General features: G+C 68.2%; 11 protein-coding genes. 6 read left to right on the top strand and 5 right to left on the bottom strand.

The features are described 5' to 3' along the window. On the top strand, positions 1-180 hold a 180-nt coding region (locus ACFRAH_RS11660; protein WP_377988719.1), incomplete at its 5' end, for an aldehyde dehydrogenase family protein. A gap of 92 nt (positions 181-272) precedes the next feature. Here ACFRAH_RS11660 and ACFRAH_RS11655 read toward each other — a convergent pair. From ACFRAH_RS11655 to ACFRAH_RS11640, 4 genes are all read right to left on the bottom strand, one after another. Next, on the bottom strand, positions 273-1,682 hold the full coding sequence (locus ACFRAH_RS11655) for an MFS transporter (RefSeq protein ID WP_377991033.1): 1,410 nt from the start codon (positions 1,680-1,682) through the stop codon (positions 273-275). Positions 1,683-1,925: 243 nt separating this feature from the next. Beyond that, positions 1,926-4,436, bottom strand: coding sequence for a DUF3488 and DUF4129 domain-containing transglutaminase family protein (locus ACFRAH_RS11650; protein WP_377991032.1), 2,511 nt, complete (start codon positions 4,434-4,436; stop codon positions 1,926-1,928). After that, positions 4,433-5,857: a DUF58 domain-containing protein gene (locus ACFRAH_RS11645; protein WP_377991031.1), complete on the bottom strand. Its 1,425-nt coding sequence runs from the start codon at positions 5,855-5,857 to the stop codon at positions 4,433-4,435. Before ACFRAH_RS11645 ends, ACFRAH_RS11650 begins: the two co-directional genes overlap by 4 nt. Before the next feature lie 14 nt (positions 5,858-5,871). Next, complete coding sequence (locus ACFRAH_RS11640) at positions 5,872-6,981, bottom strand: AAA family ATPase (protein ID WP_377991030.1); 1,110 nt, start codon at positions 6,979-6,981, stop codon at positions 5,872-5,874. 190 nt (positions 6,982-7,171) lie between these two features. On the opposite strand from ACFRAH_RS11640, the gene ACFRAH_RS11635 reads away from it, so the two are divergent. The 5 genes from ACFRAH_RS11635 (at position 7,172) to ACFRAH_RS11615 (ending at position 13,413) form a co-directional block, all read left to right on the top strand. Further along, complete coding sequence (locus tag ACFRAH_RS11635) at positions 7,172-8,059, top strand: TatD family hydrolase (RefSeq protein WP_377991029.1); 888 nt, start codon at positions 7,172-7,174, stop codon at positions 8,057-8,059. A 270-nt stretch (positions 8,060-8,329) separates the two neighbouring features. Beyond that, the gene (locus ACFRAH_RS11630) at positions 8,330-9,511 is read left to right on the top strand and encodes a ubiquitin-like domain-containing protein (RefSeq protein WP_377991028.1); all 1,182 of its coding nucleotides are present in this window, start codon (positions 8,330-8,332) and stop codon (positions 9,509-9,511) included. A gap of 179 nt (positions 9,512-9,690) precedes the next feature. Continuing rightward, entirely contained in the window at positions 9,691-10,578 is an 888-nt protein-coding gene (gene rsmA, locus ACFRAH_RS11625) for a 16S rRNA (adenine(1518)-N(6)/adenine(1519)-N(6))-dimethyltransferase RsmA (RefSeq protein WP_377991027.1), read from the top strand. Then, positions 10,575-11,537: a 4-(cytidine 5'-diphospho)-2-C-methyl-D-erythritol kinase gene (locus tag ACFRAH_RS11620; RefSeq protein ID WP_377991026.1), complete on the top strand. Its 963-nt coding sequence runs from the start codon at positions 10,575-10,577 to the stop codon at positions 11,535-11,537. The genes rsmA and ACFRAH_RS11620 overlap by 4 nt, the downstream gene beginning before the upstream one ends. Positions 11,538-11,568: 31 nt before the next feature. Beyond that, positions 11,569-13,413, top strand: a complete 1,845-nt coding sequence (locus ACFRAH_RS11615; protein WP_377991025.1) for an ABC-F family ATP-binding cassette domain-containing protein — start codon at positions 11,569-11,571, stop codon at positions 13,411-13,413. 91 nt (positions 13,414-13,504) lie between these two features. Here ACFRAH_RS11615 and ACFRAH_RS11610 read toward each other — a convergent pair whose 3' ends face one another. Continuing rightward, the gene (locus ACFRAH_RS11610; protein WP_377991041.1) at positions 13,505-14,104 is read right to left on the bottom strand and encodes a TetR/AcrR family transcriptional regulator; all 600 of its coding nucleotides are present in this window, start codon (positions 14,102-14,104) and stop codon (positions 13,505-13,507) included. Between the last annotated feature and the right edge of the window lie 92 nt (positions 14,105-14,196).

Genomic DNA, 14,196 nt, shown 5'->3' with positions numbered 1-14,196 from the left:
CGGATGGGCGAGCGGCTCGAGACCGGCATGCTCGGCCTGAACGCCGGCGTCGTCTCCAACGCCGCCGCACCGTTCGGCGGCGTCAAGCAGTCAGGTCTGGGCCGTGAAGGCGGCCTCGAAGGCATCGAGGAATACCTCTACACCCAGTACATCGGCATCGCCGACCCCTACGCCGGCTAACCAGCCACACGCCGGACCAACGAGTAAACGCACTGGCCCGCAGGAATCCTGCGGGCCAGTGCGTTTAAGCGTGACGGGAGTTGACGCCGGGGTTAGCGGGCCGCGGCCCGGATGGTCGCGTATTCCTCGCGGGAAACCGGGGTGGCGTCCGGCGATCCCAGCTCGCTGAGCGGAATCCGGTGGGTCTCCCTGGCGGACCAGGCCGCTATCGCCCCGACCACCGTGATGCCGAAGCAGATGGACCCGACGGTGAGCGGAACGTTGGCCGAGCCCGGGGGAGCGACCACCGCGAAGAGGCTGGGCAGGAAGGACGTAATCAGGAGCCCGATGTTCTGGGAGATGGCGAAACCCGTAACGCGGGTGCGGGAGGGGAACAGTTCCTGGAAGAAGCTCGCGAAGGTGGCGTTCCAGACCTGGTAGAGCGTGCCCCACATGAGGATCGCGAGAACGATGGTCAGCGGCACGTTGTTCTGGCTGACCGCGTAGAGGTACCCGTAGGCCAGCGCGCCGGAGCCGAGCGAACCGACGATCATCAGGGGCCGCCGGCCGAACCGGTCCGAGAGGTCGCCGAACCAGGGGATCAGGGCCAGCGCGATGACGTTGGCCAGCACCGGGATCCAAAGATAGACGGTGGTGCTCATGCCGATGCCGTACCCGGGCTGCGTGGCGTAGGCCGCGCCGAATACCGCTACGGTCACACCCACAACATTGACCAGGGTCATGCAGACTGCCCGCACCACGTTCAGACCGCTTTCGCGCAGTACCTGCACCACCGGCATCTTGGGAACATCGCGGTGCGCCTTCTCCTCGACAAAGACGGGCGTCTCTTCAACCCGGCGCCGGATCATGTAGCCGGCAAACACCACCAGGGCGCTGAGGAGGAACGGGACCCGCCAGCCCCAGGCATGGAAGTCGTCAGCGGACAGCACCGCCGAGAGCGGGAGGAAGACGGCGGCGGCGATGATCTGCCCGGCCTGGGTGCCCTGCAGGGCGAAGCTGGCATAGAAGCCGCGGCGTCCGAAGGGGGCGTGCTCCACAATCATGGCGCTGGCCCCGCTCAGCTCCCCGGCCACGGCGAAGCCCTGGACGAGGCGAAGGACCAGCAGCAGGGCCGGGGCCAGGATGCCCACCTGGTTGTAGGTGGGAAGCAGGGCCACCGCGAAGGTTGACACACCCATCAGCAGCATGGCCAGGACCAGGACGTTCTTCCGGCCGTGCTTGTCACCCCACTGGCCGAGGACGAATGCCCCGATCGGGCGGGCGACATATCCCACCGCATAGGTGCCGAGCGACGCGATCAGTGCAACGGTCGGGTTTCCGCCCGGGAAGAACACCGTGGGGAAGACCAGAGCTGCGGCCTGGGCGTAGATGAACCAGTCGTAGTACTCAAGGGCGCTGCCCACCCAGCCGCTGGCGGCAGCTTTCCGGGTGCTGCTCGTCCGGCGCGTGCCATTCTGAATCGATTCAGTCGACGTCCGCAGCTTGCGTGTGTCGCTCTTCATATCGTCCTCCTTTGGACAAATCTTCTGCCCCGCCGGATGTGCCCGTCCTCGGGTATTGGATCCTGCGGGAAGGTCGCACCTCGCGCCGCCAGGGCTACTGCGGTCCGGGGACTTCTGATGACTGCCCACTATTGGATTCCGGATTGGCCGCCGCTTGGAATGCGCTTTCCGTTACTCAAAGATAAGGTGGCGGCGGTCACATGTCAAACGTCGGGAATGCGCTTCGGGACCCGGTGCGTCCGGTCAGCCCTCCCGCAGGCGCCGGAGGCCGCTGCGGGTCCTGCGCCACAGGGCCGAGGCAGTGCGTCCCATCCGGAATGCCGCACGGCCCAGTGCGCGGACGGGCCGTCCGGCCACGGAGCCCCAGCGGGAGAGAACCGACGGCGGCAGCCAGTCAGCGCGAAGCCGGCCGACGACGCCGGCGTTGCGGCGCAGCGCCTGCCGCACCTGGCTGATGTGCTCGACGGCGGCCTCCTCCGGAAGCCCGCGGCGCGCGGACTCCTGGCCGGCGGGCGGGCCGTACCGGTGCCGCTCGTAGGCATCGGTCAGGGCTGTCACGGAGTGCATGGTCCGGGCATCGTGCCCGGTGCCCGGACCTGAACCGGTCCGCGGCCGCATGGCCAGGGAGCCGCGCAGCCGGGCCGAGAACGTCCTCGGCGTCTCGCTCGGCTGCGGGCGCACGCCGTAGTCCGTGGCCAGGTCCTGGAGTTCGGACCAGACGAGCGGAGGCTCCGCCAGCCGGTTCCTGCCGCTGCCCGTTCCCCTGAGGCGCCTCGCCCGGAGGCCTCCGCGCACCAGGCGGGGTGAGGCGGCCAGGAGGACCAGCAGCAGTACCCCGGCGGCGGTGTAGAGCACGGGCACCAGCTGGTTCCCGCCGTCGGCCGTTCCCGTCCCCGGAACAGGGAGCGGTGCCGGCACCGGCGCCGACGGTGCCGTGGTGCCGCCGCTCGGCACCAGGCCGTCATTGTTCTGTTCGTTGGTGCTGGCCCCGCCGGACGCCGAGGAGTCCTGCGCGTAGGGCGGCACCACGCCCCGCGAAGGGGTGGGCTCGAACGGAACCCAGCCGAGGCCCTGGAAGTACAGCTCCGGCCAGGCATGCGCGTCACGGGCGTCGACTTCGAACTCCGGGAGCGCACCCTGGCCGGCCACGGACACCGTGGCTCCGGTCAGTCGGCCCGGCGCGTAGCCCACGGCGATCCTGCTGGGTATGCCTTCAAGCCGGGCCATGACCGCCATGGCCGAGGCAAAGTGGATGCAGTAGCCGCTCTTCTGGGTCAGGAAGTCCGCCAGGACTGACAACCCGTTGCCGTCATACCCGTTCTGGACAGGTGACTCCAGGGAATACGTGAAGTCGGGGCCGCGGAGGAACCGCTGGATGGCCATCGCCTTGGCATAGGCCGTCCGGCCGTTGGCGGTGACGGACTCCGCGGTGGTCCGGACGATGTCCGGAACATTCGACGGCGGCCGGATGAACTCTTCAGGCACGCCCCGGACGGGGGCGGATGATGCGTCCAGCAGCTCGGTGGTCAGTTTCGGCACCGAGGACTGCACCAGGTATTGCTGTTCCCGCGAGTTGGTGTCGGTGCCCTTGATGCTCAGGGTGGCCGGGTCCCAGCTCCACCGACCGGTCAGGCCGTTGACGGATTCGGGGGCGTACGGGACGGGAAGGTAGGGGCTGGTGAAGTCGCCGGTGTTGACCACGGTCACCTGCCGTATTTGTTCGGGCGCCAGGATCTCGTGGCCGACGTCCATCCGTCCGGTGCCTGCCCGGCGGCTGGTGTTGCGGTCGTCCGGGGACCAGGATTCACCGTCGAAGCGGTCCACCGTGACCGAGCGCAGGTAAAGCGGCGTGGTGGCATTCGTGGCGTAGGTGATCCGGCCCTCGCCCGTCGGGGTGCGCAGGCTGTTGCCCAGGCTGATCATGGGGTTCAGGCCTGTGGCCGTACCCCAGGGGTTGAATCGTGAGCCCTGGGGGAACGCGCCCTGGTCGAAGCCGGGAACCACCAGCTGCAGCAGAAGCGTGACCACCAGCGCCACCGCTCCGGTCAGGGCGGCCCGCCTGATCTGGCCGGGGTTGCGGGCAGTGTCCGCCTGGGTCCGGGCGTCGGGTGCGAACCATTGGCTGCCCGCGAGGATCATCAGGTAGCCGGCTGCCGTGACCACGAATCCCAGCCATCCAACGCTCTGCGGCTTGATCATGGCCGGCACAACCAGCACCGCCAGCAGTCCCAGTCCGCTCGTGGCAGGCATGCCCAGCGGGAGTGCCAGCGCATCCACGAGGATGAGGACGAGTCCCAGCGCAGCGCACGCCACCAGGACGATCCCGGCGTTGGGTGCCACCGGCGAGCTCTCGGCCAGCACCGTTTCGCTGGCCCGGCGCAGGTGCCTGCCCAGCGCGTCGAGGGTGGCCTGCGAGGGGAGGAAGCCGGCGATGCTGTCGCGCCGGAAGAACGTGAACGTGAGGATGAAGGCCAGCGCCACCAGGCCTCCGGCGGCCACCAGCAAGGGCGGGGCACGGAACGTGCGCAGCAACGCCATGGCCAGCGAGACCACCACCACCACGGTCACGACAGGCAGGAACCACGCCCAGCCCCGGAGGACCCCGTTGAGGGAGAGCGATGCCCCCAGGACGGACACCGCCACTGCGCCGGACATGACCCACGGAAAAGCGCCGGCCCCGAACCTTCCGCCGCCGGGGGAGCCCGGAGCGGGCTGCGGCTGGGCCTCCGCCGGCCGGTGGGACGTCAGTGTCATCGCCCCACCTCCGCCCCGCGCCGGACGTCCGCCGCTGCCGTCCACATGGCGGCGTCGCCCTCGTCGAAATACATCCACGCGGCGGGCAGTGAGGTGGACGCCTCGACGGCAACAGCGCGCCAGCCGCCCAGGCGCAGCGCCTCGAGCACGTCGTGGCACTCCGCCGGTTTGTCCGTAATCACCACGGCAAACGCGTTGGCAGCGTAGCCGGCCGCGGGGGCGAGGGCACGCGCCTCCGCCAGCGAAATTTTCCCGAGGAGCGCCAGGGCCGGGCCGCGCATCCGGTGGGCCGCGAGTTTGTCCATGAGCCGGTCGTCAAAGACGGACTGGGCCGGATCGGTGCCCCCGGCGTGGTCGCGGCGGGCGGCGTCGTGTTCCCTGCGGGCATGGTGCGGGCCCGTCAGCTGGATGGCGGCGAGGCTTTCGGCGATGGACTGCAGGCCGGCCGCGCCGCTGTACTCCTCGTTGTCGGGCTCCGGGGCCGAGGACGAACGGTGGAAGGCAGGCTCTCCCGACGCGTCCAGGAACCGCAGCGAGTAATTGAGCTCGGCGAGGTGGGCGCCCACGGACATCGCGGCCGTGACGGCCCATTCAAACGTGTCACTGGTGACGAGGTCGCTCCCGTCGTCGCCAGCGCTGCCGAACACCGGGCCGTACCCAGAGGAATGGGCCACATACCGGTGGTCCAGGATGACCGTGGCCTCGGGTGTGGTGACCGATTCCTCCTGCCGGACCATCAGGGCGCCGTGGCGGGCGGTGGCAGGCCAATGGACCCTGCGCATCGGGTCGCCGTGCCGGTACTCGCGGGTCATGACGTCGTCGTCGCTGGGATTTGCCCTGGTGCGGGTGGCAGTGATGCCGTCGTTGCCGCGCGCGCCGGCAAGGCCGGTGGAAGGGAGCTCGACGGCGGCCGGCGTCACGGTGAGGGTGTCGCCGTCGTCGATTGAATGCCTGTGCAGTGACAGCCCGAACGGATCCGTGAACTCCGCCGTGACGGGGCCAATGGTGAACTGTCCTCGCTTTCCCGACCGCAGGTGGTATTCATAGCGGCTGGTGCCGCCCGAGGCGGACCTGGCAGGGAAGCGGAACGCGGGGGATTCACCGAACCGTTGCGGCAGCCGCTCCTCCATGATGACGCGGCCTGTGCCCAGGCCGGTCCGGGCGACGGCGAGCCGGACCATGGTGATGGAGTCCGTCTCGACCGTGGAGGGGCTGAATTCGCGGTAGACCCGGAAGCGCGGCTTCACCACCCGGATGCCGGCAAGGGAAACGAGGGGCAGGACCACCAGCAGGACGCCAAGGACCAGAAGATCGCGGCGTCCCATCACCTGGGCGCAGAGCAATGAGACCGCGCCGGCCGCCAGGAGTCCCCAGCCCCGGGAGCTGAAGATGTGTCGGGGGAGGCGGTCCAGCAGTGCCACGGCGATGCTCCTGACTAGCGGCTATGCCTGAGTTCGGGCGCGGCACGCCTCGAGTTCGCCGTGTCCGTCATCTCCTGGCTGACCGGGATCCGGGCCAGCACGCCCCGGATGACGCCCTGCGGGGTCTCGCCCGTGCTGGCGGCTTTGCGGTCCAGGATGATCCGGTGCGCCAGCACAGCCTCGGCCACGGCGACGACGTCATCCGGCAGCACAAAATCACGGCCGTCAAGCGCTGCGGTCGCCTTGGCCGCCCGGAGCAGCTGCAGCAGGGAGCGCGGACTTGCCCCAAGGCGCAGCATGGCACTGTCACGCGTGGCCCGGCCGACAGCCACGGTGTACTCCTTCACGGCTTCGGAGACGAACACCTGCTGGACGGTGGCGATCATGGCAGCGACATCCGCTGCGGTGACGACCGCCTTGACCCGGGCCAGCGGGGACGTGGCCTGGTGGGTCTCGAGCATTTCGATCTCGGAGTCCTTGTCCGGGTAACCCATGGAGATTCGCGCCATGAAGCGGTCACGCTGGGCCTCCGGGAGCGGATACGTCCCCTCCATTTCGATGGGGTTCTGGGTGGCCACCACCATGAACGGCTCGCTGAGCCGGTAAGAATGTCCGTCCACCGTGACCTGGTGCTCCTCCATGCATTCGAGCAGGGCAGACTGCGTCTTGGCGGAGGCCCGGTTGATCTCATCGCCAATCACGATGTTCGCGAACACGGCTCCCGGGCGGAACTCGAACTGGCGCGATGACTGGTTGTAGATGGAGACACCCGTAACGTCCGAGGGGAGAAGATCGGGTGTGAACTGGATCCGGCTGACGGAACAGTCGATGGTGCGCGCCAGCGTCTTGGCCAGCAGAGTCTTGCCCACCCCGGGAACATCCTCCAGGAGCAGGTGGCCCTGGGCGAGCAGAACCGTCAGTGCCAGTTTCGCAGCCTCGGCCTTGCCGTCGATGACCGTGTTGATGGCCGTGAGGATGCGTTCGCTCGCCGCGCGGAAAGCCGGGGCTTCCAAGGGAACGGACTTGTGCCCGTTAAGGGCGTTGACGCTGCGCGCAGCACTGCCGGTGAAGCCCTGTCCGCCCGGGAGTGCTTCGTCGATCGTGATGCGTCGGTGCGGTTCCATCGGCAACCTTTCAGCCCAGAATGAAGCGGAACGAAGCGGCGGAGGTCTGCCGTTGCCCTCGTTGGGCGCTCACGTCCGTCCGTAACCAGCGTACTAACACAACTGCCGTGGCTAACAGAGAGTTCCCCGTTAATCTGCGGGTAATGCCAAGCGTGAAATGGCGCAGCCGCAGGCCCGATAGGCTGGAGGAATGCGGCATTCCCTGACTCCCCGGCCCTACCGGGCGCCCGGCAGCGACGGCTCCGGCAGGCGCGGTTTCCCGCCGGCACCCGAACCGTTGCCCGTTCCCGTGATGGACAACCACACCCACCTCGACTTCCCGACCGACGATGTCCGGGTGGACATTGCGGCCGCCCTGGACGCCGCCGAAGCCGTCGGTGTCTGCGGCGCCGTGCAGGTGGGCTGCGACCTCGAATCCTCACGGTTTACCGTGCGCGCCGTCGACCTGGATCCGCGCCTGCTTGGGGCGGTGGCACTCCACCCGAATGACGCGCCGGAGTACGCCGCCCGCGGCGAGCTTGAGGATGCCCTGGCGGAAATTGAGGAGCTCGCCGCCCACCCCCGCGTGCGCGCCATCGGGGAAACCGGCCTGGACTTCTTCCGCACGGAAGGGGAGGGGCTGGCCCACCAGCGTTACTCCTTCCGCCGGCACATCGACATAGCGAAGCGGCTGGACCGGACCCTGCAGATCCACGACCGCGACGCCCACGACGACGTCGTCCAGGTCCTGCGTGAGGAGGGCACCCCGGAGAGGGTGGTTTTCCACTGCTTTTCCGGGGACGCGGAGCTTGCCCGCATCTGCAACCGCGAGGGATGGTTCATGTCCTTCGCGGGGACACTCACGTTCAAGAACGCCAGCAACCTCAGGGAAGCGCTCGCCGTCGCCGATCCCGGGCTGGTGCTGGTTGAAACCGATTCGCCGTTCCTCACCCCGCACCCGCACCGCGGGCGCCCCAACGCCAGCTACATGGTGCCGTACACCGTGCGGGCGATGGCGGAATTGACAGAGACTGACCTAGCCGGGCTGTGTGGCCAGGTGAGTGAAAATACCGTGCGGGCATACGGATCCTGGGACTGACGAGCCAGGTGCGCCGGGGTGGAAAATACATACCTGGTAGGCATCTTTTTTGGATGCTTTATAACGCTTCGGTTACAGTGAAAAACTATTAGCCGGGGTCGGGGAAGGCCTCCGGATGATGTAGCTCACGTTCGTGACAGGCAGGGCGCCTTCGGATGCCCTGCCATGTGAGTATGGCGACGCACGTGCCTGCGGCCTGCTCCGGCCTGTCCGGAGCCACCATGTCGGTGACCGCCGCGGGTATCCCTGTGCGTTTTTCCCCGTGCCCGGATGGCTCAAAAGTTACGGGCAATCGTGGTCAACTTCTTCACGTCAGACGGCAAGTTCAGTTTCATCAAGGTCGGCACCCAGTTGGTGGTGCTCTCGGCCCTCGTGCTGGGGCTTGTTGCCTTTGTGGGCAACAACAAGACGGTCACCCTGAACGTCGACGGGAAAGTAAGCTCCGTCCAGACCTTCGGCGGCACCGTCGAACAGGTGGTGAAGAGCGCGAACGTTGAGCTGCACCCGGCCGACCGCGTCTCTCCGGCGCTGGACGCCAGTGTTGAGAACGGCTCCGTCATCAACGTGAACATGGCCAAGGCCGTGAAGGTCAGCCTGGACGGTGCAGAGAAGACCGTCAGCACCACCGCGCAGGACGTGGCCGGGCTCGTGACCCAGCTCGGCGTCGCCAGTTCTTCGGAACTCTCGGTGCCGAAGGACGCGCAGCTGGCGGTGGATGGTTCGTTCGTGGCCATCTCGACGCCGAAGACCGTCAGCATCATCGCCGACGGCAAGGCCAAAAAGACCACCACCACAGCCGCCAACGTCGGCGAAGTCCTCAAGGATGCCGGCATCCGGCTCGCCGCCGCGGACCGGACGTCCCAGCCGGCACACGCACCGGTGGTGAACAACATGGTGATCAAGGTGTCCCGCGTTGACACCAGCAAGACCGCCACCGTCACCGAAGAAGTGGCGTTCCAGACGCTCACCACGGACAGCGCCTCCCTTCCCAAGGGCGAGGAGAAAGTCACCCAGGAAGGTGTTGCCGGCGCGACGACCCTGACCTACAGGCTGGTCCTGGTCGATGGCCGGGAGGCCTCCCGGACGCTCGTCTCCAAGACCACCACCCGCGAGCCGGTGACCGAAAAGATCACGGTGGGCACCAAGGAAGAGCCCAAGCCGGCAGCCGCCGAAAGCGGGAACACCGGGGCAGCGGCCCCGGCCATGATGAACGTGGCCATGTGGGACAAGATCGCCCAGTGCGAATCGGGCGGCAACTGGTCCATCAACAGCGGCAACGGCTACTACGGCGGCCTGCAGTTCGACGTCCAGACCTGGGTCGGCGCCGGCGGCGGCGCCTATGCCCCGAACGCCAGCCAGGCGAGCAAGGCGCAGCAGATCGACATCGCCAACCGCATCTACGCGGAGCGCGGCCTGCAGCCGTGGGGCTGCGGCTGGGCCGCCAGCAGCTAGCAGGCGGCGCCGCCAGCCGGCGGCGCGGCAATACTGGCGCGAACGATCCGTGCCGCTGCGGCAGCTGACCACAGCCGCGGCGGCCGCGAAGGCCGGGTCCGGAATCTCCGGGCCCGGCCTTCGCCGTCCCTGCGAACACTGGCCCCGCTCCATATGGAACGCCGGGATAGGATACCTAGGTGACTGACCCGACCCCCTCCGCCTCCGGCACTGCGCCCGCTCCACTGTTCGGTGCCTCCGATATCCGCAGGCTGGCCGGGGAGATCGGCGTCCGCCCCACCAAGACACTTGGCCAGAACTTCGTCATCGACGGCAACACCATCCGCCGGATCGTGGCCACGGCCGGCATCGGCCCCGAGGAGACGGTCCTCGAAGTCGGACCCGGGCTTGGGTCGCTGACGCTCGGGCTCCTCGACGCCGCCAAGGCGGTGGTCGCCGTCGAGATTGATCCTGTCCTGGCGGCAAAGCTGCCCGAAACCATCCGGCAATGGCGGCCCGACTCCGCCGGCGACTTCCACCTGGTCCTCGCCGACGCCATGAGGGTGACAGAGCTCCCGGCCGAGCCCGCATCGCTCGTCGCCAACCTGCCCTACAACGTCGCGGTGCCGGTGGTGCTCCACCTGCTCCAGCACTTCCCGTCCATCCGGCACGGCCTCGTCATGGTCCAGGACGAAGTTGCCGACCGGCTCGCCGCCGAACCCGGATCCAAGATTTACGGCGTGCCTTCGGTCAAGGCCGCGTGGTACAGCAGCATGCGCAAGGCCGGCGTCATCGGCATGAACGTCTTCTGGCCCGCGCCAAAGATCCAGTCGGGGCTTGTGGCCTTCACCCGGCGCGAGCCCCCGGCCACCACCGCCACCCGCGAGGAGGTCTTCGCCGTGGTGGATGCGGCATTCGCCCAGCGCCGCAAGACACTGCGGGCAGCACTCGCCGGGTGGGCCGGCAGCGCCGCCGAAGCCGAACGCTGCCTGGTGGCGGCCGGCGTCGACCCCACCGCGCGGGGCGAAGTGATCGACATCGCCGCGTTCGCGCGGATCGCCGAAGCCCGCCGGGCCGCGGACTCATGAATGCGGTGAGAGGACGCTCCGCAGCAAGGACCGTCCGGGTCAAGGCTCCGGGCAAAGTGAACGTCTCGCTGGACGTCGGGCCGCTGCGGCCCGATGGCTACCACTCCGTGGCCAGTGTTTACCTGGCAGTGTCGCTGTACGAGGAAGTCGCGGCCACCACCACGGCCTCCGGCGGCATCACCGTCAGCATCAGCCCCGACAGCACACTGGACCTCGACGGCGTCGACATTCCGCTCGACGAACGGAACCTCGCTTACAAAGCGGCGGCCCTCATGGCCGACGTGTCGGAACACTCCACCGGCGTGCACCTTGAAATCACCAAGCGGGTGCCTGTTGCAGGCGGCATGGGCGGCGGCTCCGCGGATGCTGCCGCCACCCTGCTGGCCTGCGACGCGCTGTGGAACAGCGGCCTGTCCCGGGACGAGCTCGCCCACCTCGCCGCCGAACTGGGGGCGGATGTTCCTTTCGCCCTGCTCGGCGGCACGGCCGTAGGGCTGGGCGTGGGCGACGATTTGTCGCCCGCGCTGGCCAAGGCGCAGATGGACTGGGTGCTGGTGACGGCCGAGTTCGGGCTGTCCACCCCGGAGGTGTTCCGCACCCTGGACCGGCTCCGGGACGCAGAGGGCCTGGACGCAGAGGAGCCCACCGCAGTTGACCCCAAGATCCTGCAGGCCCTTCGCAGCGGCGACCCCGATGCCCTGAGCCGGGTGCTCGTCAACGACCTCCAGAGGGCATCGATCGAACTCGCCCCCGCGCTCCGGGACACCCTTGGGCTGGGCGAATCCTGCGGAGCCATCGCCGGGATGGTCTCCGGTTCCGGGCCCACCGTGGCCCTGCTGGCGCACAATCCCGAAGCGGCGGAGAACCTCGCCGGGGAGCTGCGGCACAAGGGCCTGAACGCGCTGGCCGTCCACGGCCCGGTCCCCGGGGCGCGCATCATCTCCGATACGCTCCTTTAATACTTCCAACCCAGCAGAAAGCAGTTTCCCCGTGGCACACCTGCTCGGCGGCGAGAACCTCAAAGTCTCGTACGCAACCCGCACCGTTCTGGACGGCATCACCCTTGGGCTCGAAGAGGGCGACCGGATCGGGATGGTGGGCAGGAACGGCGACGGCAAGTCCACGCTGATGCGGCTGCTGGCGCTGCGGTCCACGCCGGATTCCGGCCGGGTCACCAAGCGCGGGGACGTCAACATCGGCTACCTGGACCAGAGCGACGTGCTCGACGCCGACCTGACGGTGGGAACCGCGATCGTCGGCGACAAGGCAGACCACGAGTGGGCCGCCAACCCGCAGATCCGCGAGATCATGGGCGGCCTGGTGTCCGACGTCGACTGGCACGCCAACGTGCACGCCCTGTCCGGCGGCCAGAAGCGGCGCGTCGCGCTGGCCAAGCTCCTCATCGAGGACCACGACGTCATCATGCTCGACGAGCCGACCAACCACCTCGATGTCGAGGGTGTGGCCTGGCTGTCGCGGCACTTGAAGACCCGGTGGCGGCCCAACCAGGGCGCCTTCCTCGTGGTCACCCACGACCGCTGGTTCCTGGACGAAGTCTGCAACAAGACCTGGGAAGTCCATGACGGGATCGTTGACCCGTTCGACGGCGGTTACGCCGCCTACGTGCTGGCCCGCGCCGAGCGCGACCGCACGGCGGCCGTCGTCGAAAGCAAGCGCCAGCAGCTGGTGAAGAAGGAACTCGCCTGGCTGCGCCGCGGCGCCCCGGCCCGGACCTCCAAGCCCAAGTTCCGCATCGAGGCGGCCAACGCCCTGATCGCCGACGTCCCCGAACCCCGCGATACAACGGCCCTGAACAAGATGGCCACCGCACGGCTGGGCAAGGACGTGCTGGACCTGGAGAATGTGTCGCTGGACTTCGAAAGCGGCGATCCGGAGCAGGACGCCGGCAGGAAGCTGTTCAACAACATCACGCTGCGGCTTGCGCCGGGGGAGCGGCTGGGCCTCGTTGGCGTCAACGGGGCGGGAAAGACCACCCTGCTCAAGCTCCTGAACGGCGAAATCCAGCCGTCGGCCGGCAAGGTCAAGAAGGGCAAGACGGTGGTCACCGCCGTGCTCACCCAGGAGGTCAAGGAGCTCGACGACGTCGCCGACCTGCGCGTCATCGAGGTCATCGAGCGTGAAAAGCGGTCCTTCAACGTGGGAGGCAGGGAGTTCACGGCCGGCCAGCTCGTGGAGCAGCTTGGCTTCACCAACCAGAAGCAGTGGACGCCGGTCCGGGACCTGTCCGGCGGTGAGCGGCGCCGCCTGCAGCTGCTGCGGCTGCTGGTGGGCGAACCCAACGTGCTGATGCTGGACGAACCCACCAACGATCTCGACACCGACACCCTCGCCGCCGTCGAAGACGTCCTGGACGGCTGGCCCGGCACGCTCGTGGTGGTCAGCCACGACCGCTACCTGCTCGAACGCGTCACCGACCACCAGATGGCCCTCCTGGGCGACGGCAAGATCCGGGGCCTTCCCGGCGGCGTCGACCAGTACCTCGAACTCCGCGAGGCTGCCCTCGCCGGCTCCACCGTCACCGGCGGCGGAAACCCCGTTACGGGCTCCAGCCAGGCAGGCCAGGCCGATGCCGCCCCCGCCGGCCCGTCCGAAGCGGAGAAGCGCGAGGCCCGCAAGTCCCTCAACCGCGTGGAACGCCAGCTCAACAAGCTGGCCCAGCAGGAAGAGAAGATCCACGTCCAGATGGCCGCCAGCACGAACGGCGGCGACTTCGAACGCCTCGGCGAGCTCAACAAGCAGCTGAAGGACCTCACGGAAGAAAAGGACGCCCTCGAACTCGAATGGCTGGAGGCGTCCGAAGTCCTCGGCGAATAGCCGCGGTTCCGAGTTTTTGTACAGATATCGCGACTTCGAGGGCCTTTAGCGGCCAATATCTGTACAAAAACTCCATCCCGACGACGGCATATTAGGGTTCGCTGCGGAGCTCCGGGTCCTTTTTGAGGCCGGTCAGTCCGTTCCAGGCGAGGTTGACCAGGTGGGCGGCGACGGCGCGCTTGTCGGGCTGGCGGGCGTCCTGCCACCACTGGCCCGTCATCGCCACCATGCCGACGAGCATCTGCGCATACATGGCGCCGTCGGCCGCGCTGAACCCGCGGCGGGCGAACTCGTCGGACAGGATGTGCTCCACCCGGGCTGTCACATGCGAGAGCAGCGTGGAAAAGGCGCCTTCGGGCTGTGACGGGGGAGCGTCCCGCATGAGGATGCGGAAGCCGTCGGTGCGGTCCTCGATGTAGGTGAGCAGGGCCAGGGCGGCGCGCTCCACGAGCACGCGCGGCTTGGCTTCGTCGGCCAGGGCGTCGTTGATGGCGGCGAGCAGGATGCGGAACTCGAACTCCACGACCTGGGTGTACAGGCCCTCCTTCGAGCCGAAGTGCTCGTAGATCACGGGTTTGGAGACGCCGGCCGAGGCCGCGATCTCCTCGATGGTGGTGCCGTCCAGTCCCCGCATCGCGAAGAGGGCCCGCCCTACCTCAATGAGCTGGGACCGGCGCTGGGGTCCTGTCATCCGCGACCGGGGAATGCGCCCCGCCGCTGCTTCGGGCCTTGCTGGCAGGTTCCCCGGACCGTCAGTTGTCCCTGTGCTGTTGCTCACCGTCC

This window comes from Arthrobacter sp. NPDC056727, assembly GCF_042790555.1.
Classification (GTDB): domain Bacteria; phylum Actinomycetota; class Actinomycetes; order Actinomycetales; family Micrococcaceae; genus Arthrobacter.
Note: the sequence above shows the minus strand (reverse complement) of the source record. Positions and strands in the feature narration are given on the sequence as shown.